Here is a 16333-nt window from a genome sequence, read left to right on the forward strand (position 1 = left end):
TTATTTTTTAAGAATGTTACCAGAAGCGTCTGTATAAACGATCGATTTTTCACCACGAACGGTTATCTCAATTTTGTACTCCTTTTTGTCATTTACCCATGCTTTTTCAAGCACTACACCAGGATAAGCTTCGTCTAAGCCTTTCTTTACAGCTGCCGGAACTCCGTCTACTTCTTTATATCCATCCTGATCATTAACTGTCTGCACCATTGGGTTGGTTGCAGCAGCGGTTTCTGCGTGCATCGACAAACTGCCTAAAACAATTGCTGCCGATAAGATTAACTTTTTCATAGTAATAGTTTTTTAGGGTTAGATTTAATTATTGTTTAATCCAAGTTCCGTCTGCGTTAGCAAAAAGATTTCCTGTTTTGTCTCCAACAGTTACTTCAAGCTTATACTCATTTTTAGTATTTTTAAACGCTTTTGTTAGAACTGCATCTGGATATGCTTTTTTAAGCGCATCTGTAATTGCAGTTGGAACTTCCACTACTTTAATTTCTGTATAATCATCTTGAATAGAGATTGTTTTTACGATAGTATTTGAAATTGGCGAAGTTGAAGCAAATGATGTTAAACCTCCCAAAACGATTGCGGCTGATAGAAATAAATTTTTCATGATAATTATATTTTAATGTTGTTAATTTGATCTTAGTATTCTTGATCTGGATTTTCACAAAACCTACAATTTAGATTATTTTTTAATCCAAGTTCCGTCTGCATTAGCGAAAAGATTTCCAACTTTGTCACCAACAGTAACATCAAGTTTATACTCAGATTTTTCGTTTTTATATGCTTTTGTAATTACAGCATCTGGATATGCTTTTTTCAAAGCTTCAGAAATTGCAGCTGGTAATTCTTCTAGTTTGATTTCAGTGTATTCTTCTTCAACAGAAATCGTTTTTACGATTGTATTGTTTACTTGTGTAGTTGAAGCGAATGAAGTTAAACTTCCTAAGACAATTGCGGCTGATAAAAATAAATTTTTCATAACGTATATATTTAAATTAATAGTTGTTTACGCTTTAGATAATGAAATTATTATGCCGTAATGAAAAAGAACTATGCCAAACCTCGTAAAGTATTGTTTTTAAAGGCTTTTATGAGATATAACAAAAAAAGCAAAAAGCAAAAAGGTGTGTAAAAGAGAAAAAAGGTGTGTAATAAGTAAACACTTAAAGTGTAACCTTGAAAGGAAATTTCAAATTTTAAAATTCCAAATTCCAAAGCTTTTGAGGGTAGAAGTTCCAAATTTTGGAATTTGGAATTTTAATATTGGAATTTATAAAGGCTTATAAAAGAAAAAAGGCTGTCAAAAAATTGACAGCCTTTTATAATTATTCTGGATTATTCATTTTAAATGTATCCATAAATGCAGTTGTATAATCTCCTGCAATATATTTTGGATCATCCATTAATTGTCTGTGGAAAGGAATTGTAGTTTTCACACCTTCGATTACAAATTCGTCCAAAGCTCTTCGCATTTTGCTAATCGCTTCTTCACGAGATTGTGCCGTTGTAATTAACTTAGCAATCATAGAGTCGTAGTTTGGCGGAATACTATATCCTGAGTAAACGTGAGTATCTAAACGTACTCCGTGTCCTCCTGGCATATGAAGCGTAGTAATTTTTCCTGGTGAAGGACGAAAATCGTTATAAGGATCTTCAGCATTAATACGACATTCGATAGCGTGTAATTCTGGAAGGTAGTTTTTACCTGAAATCGGAATTCCAGCAGCCACCATAATCTGCTCACGAATCAAATCATAATCAATAACTTGTTCTGTGATTGGGTGCTCTACTTGAATACGAGTATTCATTTCCATGAAATAGAAGTTTCTGTGTTTGTCAACCAAAAACTCTACAGTTCCTGCTCCTTCATATTTAATGAATTCAGCAGCTTTTACAGCAGCTTCCCCCATTCTAGCACGAAGTTCGTCTGTCATAAACGGAGAAGGAGTTTCTTCCGTTAATTTTTGGTGACGACGTTGTACAGAACAATCTCTTTCAGAAAGGTGGCAAGCTTTACCATAAGCATCACCTACAACTTGAATTTCGATATGACGTGGCTCTTCAATAAGTTTCTCCATGTACATTCCGTCATTTCCAAATGCTGCAGCTGCTTCTTGGCGCGCGCTTTCCCAAGCTTTTAAAAGCTCTTCTTCTTTCCAGATGGCACGCATTCCTTTTCCACCACCACCAGCAGTAGCTTTCATCATTACTGGATAGCCAATTTCTTTAGCTGTTTTTTGCGCATGTTCGTAAGATTCTAATAATCCATCTGAACCTGGTACACAAGGAACTCCTGCCGCTTTCATTGTCGCTTTTGCAGAAGCTTTATCACCCATTCTGTCAATCATTTCAGGAGCCGCACCAATAAATTTGATTCCGTGTTCCTGACAAATTTTAGAGAATTTAGCATTCTCAGAAAGAAATCCATAACCTGGATGAATTGCATCTGCATTTGTAATTTCTGCAGCTGCAATAATATTTGACATTTTCAAATACGATAAGTTACTCGGAGGAGGGCCAATACAAACCGCTTCGTCAGCAAATTTAACGTGTAAACTTTCTGCGTCGGCTGTAGAGTAAACTGCAACAGTTTTGATTCCCATTTCCTTACATGTACGAATTACACGTAGTGCAATTTCTCCTCTATTCGCAATTAATATTTTTTTAAACATCTTAATTTTAATTAGATAATTAGACAATTTGAGAATTAGATAATTTTAGATGTCTGCGATATTAATTCTGCCAGATCAATCTAAAATCTAAAATCTAAAATCTAAATTTATTTATGATGGATCTACTAAGAATAAAGGTTGATCAAATTCAACTGGAGACATATCGTCAACAAGAATTTTTACAATTTTACCAGAAACTTCAGATTCGATTTCGTTGAATAATTTCATTGCTTCAATTACGCAAAGAACATCACCTTTAGATACAGTACTTCCCACTTCTGTGAAAACTGGTTTGTCTGGAGATGGTTTTCTATAGAATGTTCCAATGATTGGAGATTTTATAGTAATATATTTAGAATCGTTAGCAGCTGGTGCTTCTGGAGTTACATTTACAACTGTTGGAGCTGTAACTTGTGGCACTTGTGCTTGAGGTAAAGCTGCCTGAGCAGGTAATTGCTGTACGTAAGTTGCCTCAGTTACATTTGTTTCTAAAGTTGTTCTGATTGTGATTTTTACATCATCCATTTCTAACTTCACTTCTGCAACGCCCGAATTTGCAACAAATTTGATTAGGTTTTGAATTTCTTTTAAATCCATAATGATTCGTTTTTAGTTTTAATTTAATTCTTATCGTAAGCCCATTTTAAATAGATAGATCCCCAAGTGAATCCACCACCAAAAGCGGCAAAAATAACATTATCTCCTTTTTTAAGCTTATGCTCAAAATCTGCTAATACTAATGGTAGAGTTCCAGAAGTAGTATTACCATATCTTTCGATGTTTACCAACACCTTAGAATCGTCCAATTCTAATCTGCCTGCAGTAGCATCAATAATACGTTTGTTCGCTTGATGCGGCACCAAAAAGTCAACATCTTGATTAGTCAAATTGTTTCTTTGTAAGATCAATTCGCTTGCATCAGCCATATTAGTAACAGCATATTTGAAAACAGTTTTCCCGTCTTGCATAATATTGTGCTGTCTATTTTTTACAGTTTCTTCGCTAGGCGGAATCAAAGAACCACCTGCAGGAATTTTAAGGAAATCGCGTCCTACACCATCACTTCTTAAATATTCGTCCTGCAAGCCTAAGCCTTCATAATTTGGTTCGAAAAGAACAGCACCTGCTCCATCTCCAAAAATAATACAAGTCGCTCTATCTGTATAATCTACAATTGACGACATTTTATCAGCACCAATTAGCAGCACTTTTTTGTAACGTCCAGATTGTACATAAGCCGCCGCAGTTGACATTCCATATAAGAAACTTGAACATGCTGCTTGTAAATCGTAAGCAAATGCATTTGTAGCGCCAATTTCTGTAGCAACAAATACTCCTGTAGAAGCCACCATCATATCTGGTGTTGCCGTTGCCATGATAACCATATCAATCTCTAACGGATCAATATTTGCTTTTGCAATTAAATCTTGTGCTGCTTTTATAGCAAGGTAAGATGTTCCTTTATCAGCATCTTTAAGAATTCTTCTTTCTTTAATTCCTGTTCGAGTAGTAATCCACTCGTCATTGGTATCAACCATTGTTTCTAACACTTTGTTGGTAAGAACAAAGTCAGGAACATAAGCTCCAACAGCGGTAATTGCGGCTGTGATTGTATTCATTATATTCTATTATTTCCTCTCAAATTATGATTAATTTGAAAAATTTTTAAAAGACTCGAAAATTACAAAAAAAAACGTAACGAATTTGTCTATATTTTCCTAAAAAACGAAAATTATAACCAACAAAAAAAACTCTCACTATGTGAGAGTTCTAGTATAATTTACAAAAACGTATTAAGCAACCGCTTCAGATTTATCGATAACAACTTGCCCTCTGTAGTACATTTTACCTTCATGCCAGTAAGCTCTGTGGTATAAATGTGCTTCTCCAGTAATTGGACATGTAGCGATTTGAGCTACAGTAGCTTTATAATGTGTTCTTCTCTTATCTCTTCTTGTTTTCGAGGTCTTTCTCTTAGGATGTGCCATTTTACTATATTATTTATCCGTTAATAGTTTCTTTAATTTTTCCCAACGCGGGTCAATATCTTCTTCTTTGTTACTCTCTTCCTTTTGTTCTTTTACACTCAATTCATTCAATTTAGTTAAAGCTTCAGTTTGCAGACTTCCATCTTTAACTCCTGGATGAATTCTTTTTTGAGGTACAGAAAGCGCGATCATTTCATAAATATACTGCGCAATATCTATCTCATGTTCACCATGTGGTAAAATCAATAATTCTTCATTATCATTATTGAACTCATCTCCAAAGCGAACAATTAACTTCATTTTTCCCTTTATAGGTAAATCAAAATCTTCGCCTGTTAGATCACAAGGTACATTTACTGTTCCTTTATGTTTGAATTCTAACTCTAACATAGTGCTCTTCTTTTCGAAAAGCAACTTGACTTTAATATCTGAACTTTGAAACTCTTCGTAATCAAAATTCTTAAAAAAATCATTATTTATCTGATACTCAAAATGGTGTTTTCCTAGTTTTAATCCTACGAAAGGAATTAAAAATTCTTTTGTTTTGCTCATTTCAACATCAATTTGAACAATTCAGTTCTAAAACTAGATATCTGAATTGGGGTGCAAAGATATAAAATTATTATAAATCTAATAATCTTATTCACCTTTTTTTGTTTATAACTGTTTTTCTTTTATTTTAAGAGGTTTTTGGCTAATCTCCTCATACTGATTACGCGAGCGAAAAATATCGATCGCAAGATAGACTGCTTCTTTAAACGAATTGTAATCTGCCATATCTTTTCCTGCAATATCGTAAGCTGTTCCATGATCCGGAGATGTTCTTACTTTATCTAAACCTGCTGTATAATTAACTCCTTTTCCAAAAGACAAGGTTTTAAACGGAATTAGTCCCTGATCGTGATACATTGCCACGATAGCATCATATTTTTCATATTGACCACTTCCAAAAAAGCCATCTGCAGGAAATGGACCAAAAACCATTGTTCCTGAATCGAATATTTTCTTTAATGTTGGTTTTAAAACCAAATCATCTTCTTTTCCAATTACCCCACCATCTCCAGCATGCGGATTCAATCCTAAAACTGCTATTTTCGGTTTAACAATACTAAAATCCTGAACCAGAGATTTTCGGATCGTTTCAATTTTTTTAGTAATTAATTCTTCCGTCAAATGCGAAGCCACTTCATTTAAAGGCACATGATCTGTAATCAGCCCCACTCTTAAATTATCCTGAACCATCATCATCAGTGCATTTCCTTCTAATTGCTGATCCAGATAATCAGTATGTCCCGGAAATTTAAAATCTTCAGACTGTATATTGTATTTATTGATTGGCGCTGTAACCAACACATCAATCTCATTATCTTTCAATGCCTTTGTTGCCGCAACAAATGATTTGATTGCATATTCTCCAATCTTAGGATCATTGGTTCCTAAATTAATATCTACTCCTTCTCTCCAAAGATTTAAGACATTTACTTTTCCAGGAATAACCTGCTCCAGCTTATCAACTCCATGAAATTGAACTGTAGAAGCAAAACTTTTTCTAACAAAAGAAAGAATTTTAGCATTTGCAAAAATAACCGGCGTGCATAATTCTAACATACGAGAATCTTCGAATGTTTTCAATATAACTTCGCTTCCAATACCGTTTAAATCTCCTACTGAAATTCCAACAATTATATTTTCTGCTTTTTTATTCATGAGCTCAGTGTATTTATTACTAATTTTGATGTGCAAATTTAGTAAAATAAAACCACAATGTTCACAGGAATTATAGAAACACTCGGCAGGATCCACGAAATTCAAAAAGACCAAAACAATCTTCATATAACAGTTGACTCTTCAATAACACATGAATTAAAAATAGACCAAAGCGTTTCGCATAACGGAATCTGCCTTACAGTAGTAGCAATTAAAGATTCTCTTTATACTGTAACAGCTATTGACGAAACGATTTTAAAAACCAACATAGGCGATTGGCTGGTTGACGACATCGTTAATTTAGAAAGAGGAATGAAACTTGGTGATCGTCTGGACGGACATATCGTACAAGGCCACGTAGACCAAACCGGAACCTGTATTAAAATCGAAGAAGCAAACGGAAGCTGGAATTACACTTTTGAATACGACAAAAGCCAAAACAACATTACTATTGAAAAAGGATCAATTACTGTAAATGGAGTAAGCTTAACAGTTGTCAATTCTAAAACAAATGAATTTAGTGTTTCAATTATTCCTTACACTTTTGAACACACTAATTTTAAAAATTTTAAAGTTGGAACAAAAATCAACCTTGAATTTGATGTAGTTGGGAAATATATCTCTAGACTTTATTCGATAAACAAATAATTCTCCGCAATTCTCATAAAAAAAGCTTCAAATTAATTTGAAGCTTTTTTTATTTGTTTTCTATAAATTACGGTAGCTCCTAAAGCTAAACCGCCAATTAACAATATTATAATATTTTGATCGATTGGCAAAATAGGTGTACCTGGCAAACCATCATCATCAAGAGGGCCTCCTCCATCATCGTCTGCATTCGCAGTACGAGCCGTAATTCCTCCATTGTCCGGAGGAGGCGGTGAGTCAGCGCCAGCAGACACAATCGATATATTTAGTAATATTAATGCAAATGCTAAAAATGGGGCTTTTAGATTTTTCATAAATTTAAACTGTTAAAAACAACAGGCTTATAATTATTTAACAAATTTATTTCAATAGAAATTTCGCACAAATACTGTTTTACCTGCAAAAATCTTGGACAAAAGTATAAGTTTTTTAAACAAAACCAACTTTTAAAACAAAAAACATCCAACAAATTTTAACACTTTTTTTTCGTAATCTTGTAATCCCTTTTCAGAAAACGTTGTAGTACATAAAAAACCTCATTTTCACAACCCTTAATAAAACTCACAACGCTATAAGAATTTCCTGATTTTCAAAAAATTAAAACACAAATTCGGACAAAATCTCTATTTGACAATTAGAAATAATCTAAAGTTTGAATTTGAACATCATCCTTTAACGCTTAAAAGCATTATTGTTCCTTCAATTCTAGCCACACAGACCTCCAATTCTTTTTGAATTTCTTTACTCCAAAACCTTAAAACAGTCCAATTTTCTGAAACAAGAAAAGCATTGACTTCTTGATCTCTTTGTATATTCCGTTCAATTTTCGGAATCCAATAATCACGATTGGACTTAATTCGTAATTGCTGTGTTTCCCAATCTTTTCCATGAAAAAATTCGCTGTCAACAAAAATAGCAAGTTTGTATTTAGCAAAAGTAATATCTGGTCGCCCAAATACTTTTTTATTATTCTTTCGATATCGGTATCCGAGATCCCATAAGGCTTTAGCAAGCCGTACCTCGTCTTTTGTTCCGGTACTTTTTATAGCCTGCATATTCCTACTCCTTTGTGGGGGAGTTAAATTATCCATCTTAAGACTAAATTTGTTTTTGAAAGCTAAAGTTAAGCTATTTTGAGGAAAGGAAATCTTTATTTTGAAATGACCAAAAACAAAAAAGCCCTTACATCTCTGTAAGGGCTTTGTGTTTCTAAAGAAGTGGTCCCACCTGGGCTCGAACCAGGGACCACCTGATTATGAGTCAGGTGCTCTAACCAGCTGAGCTATAGGACCGGTTTAGAGGATGCAATATTACTACTATTTTTCATTCACTCCAAATATTTTAAGACATCATTTAAATTTAATTTCAAATCTTTTGTTGAATCTGAAAAACGAAATTGATTTTCAACATCTTATTCAAAATCTAAAATGACATTTTTTTTTATTTTATTTCCTGACAAAGCTCCACTAAAACACCATTTGTGTTCTTTGGATGTAGAAAAACTACCAATTTATTGTCAGCTCCTTTCTTCGGAACTTCATTGATCAGTACAAAACCTTCATTTTTTAAACGGACAATTTCTGCTTCGATATCGTCAACATCAAATGCAATATGATGAATTCCTTCTCCTTTTTTCTCTAAAAACTTAGCTATTGGACTTTCTGGATTGGTCGCCACCAAAAGTTCTATCTTATTGTTTCCTGTCTGAAAAAAAGAAGTCAGCACACCTTCGCTTTCTACAGCTTCCATTTTATAAGACGGAACTCCAAGCATTTTTTCGAACAAAACATTGGCGTCGTCCATGTTTTTCACTGCAATCCCGATATGTTCTATTTTATTTACCATTTTTTCAAATTTATTGATTCACATAAGTATTAAAATAACCGCATTCCGCAATTACATCCTGATAATATTTAGTATCTGAATAGTCCTTTTTCAAAGCCTTGAATGAGTTCCAAGCTATAAAATTAACCTTATCATCCTGAATTTCCCAATAACTATTTATCGCGCTGTATTTTTTGTTGTAATAATCATTACGTTCACATTTCGAAATCAGATACAAACATTTTGCTTTTTGTTCTTTGTTGGATGCCGCTTCAAAAGCTTTTTGATAATACATTTTCGAAACCGAATTATTAGTAATCATATCTTTCATTGGATTTCTAAATGAATACGGACTCGATCCATAACCTACAATAGTAATTTCATAAAATGTTCTTCCGTTTCCAAAATGAGAGATATTATAAAATGCATTTCCAAGCAAAAGACTGTTGGTATAAACATCTTCTTTCTTTGCTAACTTATCCTGCATTTCTTTAATTGTACTTAAGAAATCCATATAAGTGTATTTTCTTTTTTGATAAGCGACATGATCACAATCGTGGCAATCTTTAATGCTTCCGTTAAACGGATTTCCTAAAAATTTATAATACTGAACTGAGTCGGCTTGTTTCATAAACTCAATTGCTTCTGGGATTTTATTTTTGAAAGTAGCTTGAACTGCTTGAAAATTATTAATGTCTTTTAATTTCAAACTATAAATTCCGGCACCAATTTTCTCAATTTCTGATTTATTAGATTTCTCTAAGAAACTTTTCATGGCCAATAAATCTTTTTCATTATCGTAAAATGAATTTCCATCGTTCCAATAACTATAACGGGATTCATTAAACAACTCTGCCATTACCATATTTGACTTTGATTTATACAAAGCAGCCAAATAGTTTTTACTCCATTGCGAAGCATTTTGATAACGGAATTCACTTCCTTTATACGTTTTTGGTAATTCAAAATAAAGCCAATTCAAATCGGCTAAAACAGTTTTAACATTCGTATCATCCAATTTATCAATTTTGCTCATATTATTTACAAAACGAAGTAATCTGATTTGATAACGCGCTAGTTCCGTTTTCGGAAGTGTTTTTTCTGCTTTAGTATAATTTTTATCTGCATTAGTATAATCTCCTTTTAAAGTCTGAAGATAACCAATCGCAATGTCCCACAAATACGGTCTCTGCGTATTTCCTGCAGCCGAAATTTTAGCAATTAAATCTAAAGCACTGTTATCGATTTTTGATTTGTTTTCAGTTTTGTTTTCGGCAATGGTCTGTGGTCTTCTCGGCTGGTCTTGACTTCCATCCTTTTGAAACGAATTATTGATTTTTTGTTCTAATGAATTTACCAAACGAGTTCCTAAATAATTTAAATGCTCACTTTTTGGATCTATTTCATAAATCTTTTCAATAGCTTGTTTTTCATCTTTATAATAACCGTGAATGGCCCAAAGCGCTGCTTTTTCATTATTATTTTTCGCCATTGCTAAAGCTTTTGTCCAATCGGATTCGTTTTTCGGTCGAAAACTATATGCTGTTACCACACGCAATTCTGGACATTTATCAAAAACCTGCGCATACAAATAATTCGAAACTGCATATTTTTTCTGCTTAAAATTGATTCCCGCTACATAAGCCAAAGCACGATAATACAAAGTATTTTTGGCAACAGAACTCTCTGTTTTATTAAAAAAGTCAATCGCTTTTTGTTTGTCATTGCTATAAAAACGAGCTTTCATGGTTAAAAACCAATATCTGTTTTTCAAGAAAGGATCAGACATCGTATTATATACATTTTCGATTGACTGAATCATTTTGGCATCCTTGAACGTTTTCTCCACAACTGGATCATAACTCCAATAATCTTGACCAATAGATACCGTTTCTATTTTTTGAGCCAAATATAAAAACTCGACAAAGTTTTTAATTTTATCCTCTTTCAAATTGATCTTTTTTCCCCATTTTAGAGAACTCTTATTCTCTTTCTTGGTTTTATAAAACACATGAAGATCTTCAATTTCTTCTTTGTTTTTGATTGTATTTTTATCATCAGAATAATAGCTTGGGTGCTCATCTCCGATCAAGAAATAATTTACCGTCGTTGTATCAGCCTTTCCTTTAAGATAATCGGCCCAATCTGATTTTATGTTTTTATTGAAACGAGAATTGTGCTGCGTATCAAAACCAATTCCGTAAAAAATTCCGCCTGATAAAAATAAAGGCGAATAGGATTTGTCTGCAAAAGTTTCGGGCGTAAAATTAGAATTGTAGCCAAAGAAATCCCAATCGTCTCCGCCAGCGCAGGCATAAATGATTCCGTATATCGAAAGTAAAGCAAGGCTAAAACTTAGAAATAACTTGTTCAAAAATATTCTTTTCATAATGGTTTAAATTGAATTCGTCTAAATCGTAAAATATAATTTCGTTTGGTTTTGCAGGCAGATTTTCATCCAAATCTTCTGCCATTTCTTTTAAATCTTTTGTTGCAATTTCTTCTATTTTCAACAGATCGTTTTCTTCATAAAAAATTCCGTTTTTATAATTAGACTTTTTAACTCTAAAAAAAATAGAATGTGTTTTTTCAAAATTTGGATCTTGCAGCAACTCTTTTGTATTCATTTTAGAACGCAGTCCGATTACTTTATTATTTCTAATGTGAACTCCCCAAGAATAAATCGGCAGAGCCAAATCAAGATGAAGCGGATATTTTTTTAAACTGCTCAAATATTTTTCAGCGACTTTTTGATCGTAAATTGAATTGAGAGAATCTGTCGCAATTGATCCCATATTGTAATACATTAGAACTCCCGAATCGACATTTGGAATTTTGGTCTTTTTAAAATATTTAACCTGATGGAGTCGAATTGTAGCCGAAAGTCTTTTCTTTGAAAGTTTTTTAAAAACTTCTATAAACTTTAAGTAGTTTTCTTTACTCTTCAATGTCCAGTCGCAGTCAATTTGAATTTCTTGGCAGACAATTTTATTCTTTGAATTGATTTGTTCTATAAAACCAAAAGTCTTTTCTGCCAGATCATTTACATTTAAATTAGGCTCAAGCATTACTTTATTCTGAATAAAAACGACAGGAACAATCGTAAATCCTTCTGAATTTTCATCAAATCGGATTGGAGTAATTGGAAAGGGTTGTTTTGTTTCTGATTGAAGTCCAATGTCAAAATAGCGTACATAAAGCTTTTTAACCTGATTTTCTTTCAGAACTGCTTTCTCTTTTTCAGAAAATTTGAAGATTGTTTTCCAGTAATAAAAGGAAATAATTGGGTTTTCGGTTTTACTACACGATAGCAGTAAAAAGAAAAATAGAACTGGAAAAATTCGTTTTAACAAAACCTGAAAATTACATTTAAAACCAAAAGTAAGAAATTATGCCGTTTTAAAATATTCGAAACGATAAAAAATCGAAGAAATGCAAAAGTCTTAAATCCTAATAAATGGATAAAAAATTTCAATTAAAGCAAATATAATCGTTATTTTGTGCAATCAAATTTGAAAAACCGTTATGTTGAAAAACGCTCTAAAATACATTCTATTTATTATTCTAATCTCAGTAGTAAGCTGCGCTAAAAGAGGCAGTATTACAGGCGGTTTAAAAGATACACTTGCTCCCGTTTTGGTATCGAGTTATCCAGAAAACTACAGCACAAATTTTAAAGGAAACACCATCATTTTAAATTTTGACGAATATATCAAACTGAAAAACAAGAACAAACAGTTAATTATCTCACCTCCATTTAAAAACGAGCCTATAATTACGCCTACTTCGGTTAGTAAATTTCTAAAAATTGAAATCCGCGATACTTTACAGCCAAATACTACTTATAGTTTAAATTTTGGACAGGCCATTACAGATAATAATGAAGGAAATGCATTAAATCAATTTAAGTATGTTTTTTCTACAGGACCTTATATCGATTCTCTTAAATTGAACGGAAGAATTAAAGATTCCTACGAAAAATACGTAGACAACTTTGTTTCTGTAATGTTGTATGAAGTCAATGACAAATTTAAAGATTCTGTTATCTACAAAGAGTTTCCACGTTACATAACGAATACTTTGGATAGTATGAGAACTTTCCAATTTGAAAATTTAAAAGAAGGGAAATATCTTTTGGTTGCATTAAAAGACAAAGGAAGCAACAATAAATTCAACCCTAAAGACGATAAAATCGGATTCTTAAAACATTATATTACGATTCCAACAGATACAGTTTATGAATTGGAATTATTTAAAGAAACATTGCCTTTAAAGACTTTCAAACCAATTCAAGCTTCTGGAAATAGATTATTGTTGCCGTATGAAGGAAAACAGAATTTCAAAAACGACAAACCAAAAATTGTTCTTAAAAATGGAAATGAAGTTCTTGAAACTATTGTAACACAATTTCCTAAAAAAGATTCTCTTCAGGTTTGGTTTAAGCCTTTAAAAGTAGATTCATTATCCATGGAAGTTTCAAAAGAGAGTTACAATAAAAAGTTTTCTCTTAAGATTAAAGCTTTAAAGAAAGACACTTTAAACATAAAGGCAGTGCAAAACGGTCAGATTAATTTTAGAGAACGTTTTACTATGGAAACCGAAACTCCATTGGTAAAATTTGATAAATCTAAAATCACATTAGTCAATAAAGATTCAACAGCCGTTGATTTTACAACAGAATATGATGAGTTTGACCAAAAGCTCTATGTTGATTTTGAAAAAAAGCCACTGGAAAAATACCATTTTACTTTCCTTCCAGGTGCTCTAACCGATTTTTATGAAAAAACAAACGATACCTTATCGTATAAACTATCGACAAAAGAATTTGAAGATTATGGGAATCTAATCTTGAATTTACGAAACGTAAAACGTTTTCCGATTATTGTAGAAATAACCAACAAAAAAGGAGATAACGTACTGGCAAGCGCCTATTCTGAGGGCGAAACCAAAATCTCTTTTAATCTACTTGTTCCCGAAGAATTTACAATTCGTGTAATTTACGACGACAACAAAAATAAAGTTTATGACACTGGAAACTTCCTGCAGAAAACGTATGCAGAAGAAGTATATTATTATCAAAAAGGCATTGATGTGCGGTCTAACTGGGATGTTGATGAAACTCTTGATTTAAGCATACCATTTAATCCAGAAGTCGAGAAAAAAGAAGATGTTAAAAAGCAAAAACAAGCCGAAAAGAAACGGAAAGCCTTTTAAAGCTTAAGTTCAAATTGGTCTCTATCTCCTAGAAAATTCAATTTTCTGCGAGTTTCCAGCATTATATTTTTATCCAATTCAGCCACAAAAACTCCCTGAGTTTCTTGTGGCTTTATGATATAATTTCCCCAGTAATCGATTAATTGGGTGTGACCGTTATGCTCAAAATCATTATCATCAAAACCAATTCTGTTTACTCCAGCAACATAACACAAATTCTCAATTGCACGAGCATTTAACAAAGTATCCCAAGCATTGATACGGACTTTTGGCCAGTTGGCAACATATAAAAGTAGATCGTAATTTTCGACATTTCGAACAAAAACAGGAAATCGCAGATCATAACAAATCTGGAGACAGATTTTCCAACCCAGATAATCCACAATTACTTTTTGAGTTCCAGAAGTATAAAACTGATCTTCGCCAGCCAATGAAAACAAGTGTCGTTTATCATAATATTGAAAATCTCCTGACGGAAAAACAAAAAACATTCTATTGTAAAATGCATCGTTTTCAGTTATAATGACACTTCCTGTAATAGCTGCATTTTTTTGTTTTGCCTTCAATTTCATCCATTCAAAAGTTTCTCCCTGCATAGTTTCTGCAACATCCGAAGCATTCATTGTAAATCCTGTAGAAAACATTTCCGGAAGCACAATCAAATTGATTTCAGAATCGATTTCATTAATTTTTGAATCGAAATTTTCTCTGTTTGCAGGAGCATTCTCCCAAACAAGATCAGATTGGATTAAAGCAATTTTCATATCAGAATATTTTTAGTTAAAGGTAGAAAACATTGGCGTAACCTTCATTCATAAGCAAGTATTTTTTAACATTATCATTGCAAAAAAAACGCAGTTTTTGCAAAAAAAATGCGAAGTGTAAAAATATTTTATATATTTGGAATTCCAACCACAATTATAACTAACTAAAATCCAACCACAAACCATGAGCATTCTCATACTCACTGCGTGCATTATTTTTTTAATTCTACAGATTGCCTGGTTTAAAATTAATCCGTTTATCGCGTTTATCATTACATCACTTTTGGCCGCGCTTTTTTTGGGATTGCCAATAGAAACGATTTCTCCTGTTTTGCAAAAAGGCCTAGGTGAAATGCTTGGTTCCATAACTTTAATTATTGTTTTCGGAACTTGCATTGGTAAATTAGCCGTTTCCTCTGGCGCAGCAAAAGTGATTGCCAAAACGGTCATGAATTGGACTGGAAGAAAATATGTTCGTTTGGGTTTAATGATAACTGGTTTCATCATTGGAATTCCGCTTTTCTACAGCGTAGGATTTGTTCTTTTAGTGCCGCTGATTTTTTCAGTGGCGCATCAATTTAAACTGTCAAAAGTATATTTAGGAATTCCAATGCTGGCTTCACTTTCTGTTGCACACGGATTTCTCCCACCGCATCCTTCGCCAATGGCTTTGAGCAGTATTTTAAAAGCAGATATTGGTTTGGTTTTGATTTACGGAATCATAATCGCGATTCCAACCATACTAATTGCAGGTTTATGGTTTTCAACCCGCTTTAAAAACATCAAAACCGAATCGGATCATGAAATTTTAAATGTGGAAGAAATAACTAACGAAGGTAAATTGCCTAGTTTTGGTTTAAGTTTATTCTCTGCCTTATTTCCAGTTTTTGGTTTAACAATTACGTCTTTACTACCGCTGATTTCAGATAATGAAAAATTAATTTCAATCTGCAAAATCATCGGAGATCCAAGTATCATAATGTTATTATCACTTTTACTCTGCACTTACACTTTAGGAATTAAAATGAACAGAAGCATGTCATCTGTTATGGATGATTATACACAAGCCATAAAAGATGTTGCACTAATTGTTTTAATTGTTGGCGGTGCAGGATGCTTAAAAGAAGTTATGATTGTAAGCGGTGTAAACGAAACTATTGTCGCTACTTTAAACCAAGTTAATATTCATCCATTTTTGCTGGCATGGATTATGGCCGCAATAATTCGTATTTGTGTGGGTTCTGCGACTGCTGCAGGATTAATGACTGCCAGCGTTTTATTACCTTTACTACAATCCAACGATCTCGATCCCAATCTGTTTGTACTTTCTGTTGGAGCTGGAAGTTTAATGTGCTCGCATGTTAACGATCCGAGTTTCTGGATGTTCAAAGAATATTTTAATATCAGTCTAAAAGACACTTTTAAATCCTGGACTGTAATGGAATCTTTGGTTTCTGTTCTGGGAATTGTATTTATATTTATTTTAAACGCTTTAATACATTAAAAT

18 protein-coding genes and 1 tRNA gene are annotated in these 16333 nt (G+C 32.9%); 3 read left to right on the forward strand and 16 right to left on the reverse strand.

The window, feature by feature from the left end; genetic code table 11:
* The 9 genes from GSY47_RS22550 to pdxA form a co-directional block, all read right to left on the reverse strand.
* Nucleotides 1-291, reverse strand: coding sequence for a hypothetical protein (locus tag GSY47_RS22550; RefSeq protein WP_179001918.1), 291 nt, complete (start codon nucleotides 289-291; stop codon nucleotides 1-3).
* Between the two features lie 28 nt (nucleotides 292-319).
* Nucleotides 320-616 (reverse strand): hypothetical protein, encoded by a 297-nt coding sequence (locus GSY47_RS22555; protein WP_179001920.1) that lies wholly within the window; start codon nucleotides 614-616, stop codon nucleotides 320-322.
* A 75-nt stretch (nucleotides 617-691) separates the two neighbouring features.
* Nucleotides 692-988: a hypothetical protein gene (locus GSY47_RS22560; protein WP_179001922.1), complete on the reverse strand. Its 297-nt coding sequence runs from the start codon at nucleotides 986-988 to the stop codon at nucleotides 692-694.
* 346 nt (nucleotides 989-1334) lie between these two features.
* Nucleotides 1335-2681, reverse strand: coding sequence for an acetyl-CoA carboxylase biotin carboxylase subunit (gene accC / locus GSY47_RS22565; protein WP_179001924.1), 1347 nt, complete (start codon nucleotides 2679-2681; stop codon nucleotides 1335-1337).
* A gap of 111 nt (nucleotides 2682-2792) precedes the next feature.
* A complete protein-coding gene (gene accB / locus GSY47_RS22570; RefSeq protein WP_091494574.1) occupies nucleotides 2793-3278 on the reverse strand; it encodes an acetyl-CoA carboxylase biotin carboxyl carrier protein in 486 nt (161 codons plus the stop codon).
* A gap of 23 nt (nucleotides 3279-3301) precedes the next feature.
* Nucleotides 3302-4300 (reverse strand): beta-ketoacyl-ACP synthase III, encoded by a 999-nt coding sequence (locus GSY47_RS22575; protein ID WP_179001926.1) that lies wholly within the window; start codon nucleotides 4298-4300, stop codon nucleotides 3302-3304.
* 174 nt (nucleotides 4301-4474) lie between these two features.
* Entirely contained in the window at nucleotides 4475-4669 is a 195-nt protein-coding gene (gene rpmF / locus GSY47_RS22580; protein ID WP_008465217.1) for a 50S ribosomal protein L32, read from the reverse strand.
* Nucleotides 4670-4678: 9 nt separating this feature from the next.
* On the reverse strand, nucleotides 4679-5221 hold the full coding sequence (locus GSY47_RS22585; protein ID WP_179001928.1) for a YceD family protein: 543 nt from the start codon (nucleotides 5219-5221) through the stop codon (nucleotides 4679-4681).
* Nucleotides 5222-5326: 105 nt separating this feature from the next.
* Nucleotides 5327-6376, reverse strand: a complete 1050-nt coding sequence (gene pdxA, locus GSY47_RS22590) for a 4-hydroxythreonine-4-phosphate dehydrogenase PdxA (RefSeq protein WP_179001930.1) — start codon at nucleotides 6374-6376, stop codon at nucleotides 5327-5329.
* Nucleotides 6377-6433: 57 nt separating this feature from the next.
* Between pdxA and GSY47_RS22595 the strand changes: the two genes are divergently transcribed.
* Nucleotides 6434-7024 carry a riboflavin synthase gene (locus GSY47_RS22595; protein ID WP_179001932.1) on the forward strand — a complete coding sequence of 197 codons (591 nt, stop codon included), beginning with the start codon at nucleotides 6434-6436 and terminating at the stop codon, nucleotides 7022-7024.
* 32 nt (nucleotides 7025-7056) lie between these two features.
* Here GSY47_RS22595 and GSY47_RS22600 read toward each other — a convergent pair whose 3' ends face one another.
* From GSY47_RS22600 to GSY47_RS22625, 6 genes are all read right to left on the reverse strand, one after another.
* The gene (locus tag GSY47_RS22600) at nucleotides 7057-7338 is read right to left on the reverse strand and encodes a hypothetical protein (RefSeq protein WP_219071540.1); all 282 of its coding nucleotides are present in this window, start codon (nucleotides 7336-7338) and stop codon (nucleotides 7057-7059) included.
* 351 nt (nucleotides 7339-7689) lie between these two features.
* The gene (locus GSY47_RS22605) at nucleotides 7690-8115 is read right to left on the reverse strand and encodes a very short patch repair endonuclease (protein ID WP_179004310.1); all 426 of its coding nucleotides are present in this window, start codon (nucleotides 8113-8115) and stop codon (nucleotides 7690-7692) included.
* A gap of 127 nt (nucleotides 8116-8242) precedes the next feature.
* Nucleotides 8243-8316, reverse strand: a tRNA-Ile gene (locus GSY47_RS22610).
* Nucleotides 8317-8464: 148 nt separating this feature from the next.
* Nucleotides 8465-8869, reverse strand: a complete 405-nt coding sequence (gene mce, locus GSY47_RS22615) for a methylmalonyl-CoA epimerase (RefSeq protein ID WP_179004308.1) — start codon at nucleotides 8867-8869, stop codon at nucleotides 8465-8467.
* 10 nt (nucleotides 8870-8879) lie between these two features.
* Nucleotides 8880-11237: a hypothetical protein gene (locus GSY47_RS22620; RefSeq protein ID WP_219071541.1), complete on the reverse strand. Its 2358-nt coding sequence runs from the start codon at nucleotides 11235-11237 to the stop codon at nucleotides 8880-8882.
* Nucleotides 11197-12201 (reverse strand): hypothetical protein, encoded by a 1005-nt coding sequence (locus tag GSY47_RS22625; RefSeq protein WP_179004304.1) that lies wholly within the window; start codon nucleotides 12199-12201, stop codon nucleotides 11197-11199. Before GSY47_RS22625 ends, GSY47_RS22620 begins: the two co-directional genes overlap by 41 nt.
* A gap of 172 nt (nucleotides 12202-12373) precedes the next feature.
* On the opposite strand from GSY47_RS22625, the gene GSY47_RS22630 reads away from it, so the two are divergent.
* Nucleotides 12374-14062: an Ig-like domain-containing protein gene (locus GSY47_RS22630; protein ID WP_179004302.1), complete on the forward strand. Its 1689-nt coding sequence runs from the start codon at nucleotides 12374-12376 to the stop codon at nucleotides 14060-14062.
* Here GSY47_RS22630 and GSY47_RS22635 read toward each other — a convergent pair.
* A complete protein-coding gene (locus GSY47_RS22635; protein WP_179004300.1) occupies nucleotides 14059-14826 on the reverse strand; it encodes an amidohydrolase in 768 nt (255 codons plus the stop codon). The two genes, GSY47_RS22630 and GSY47_RS22635, sit on opposite strands and share 4 nt — an antisense overlap.
* A 184-nt stretch (nucleotides 14827-15010) precedes the next feature.
* Between GSY47_RS22635 and GSY47_RS22640 the strand changes: the two genes are divergently transcribed.
* Nucleotides 15011-16330, forward strand: a complete 1320-nt coding sequence (locus GSY47_RS22640) for a GntP family permease (RefSeq protein ID WP_219071542.1) — start codon at nucleotides 15011-15013, stop codon at nucleotides 16328-16330.
* The last annotated feature ends 3 nt before the right edge of the window (nucleotides 16331-16333 follow it).

This window comes from Flavobacterium quisquiliarum (assembly GCF_019308285.1).
GTDB lineage: Bacteria > Bacteroidota > Bacteroidia > Flavobacteriales > Flavobacteriaceae > Flavobacterium > Flavobacterium quisquiliarum.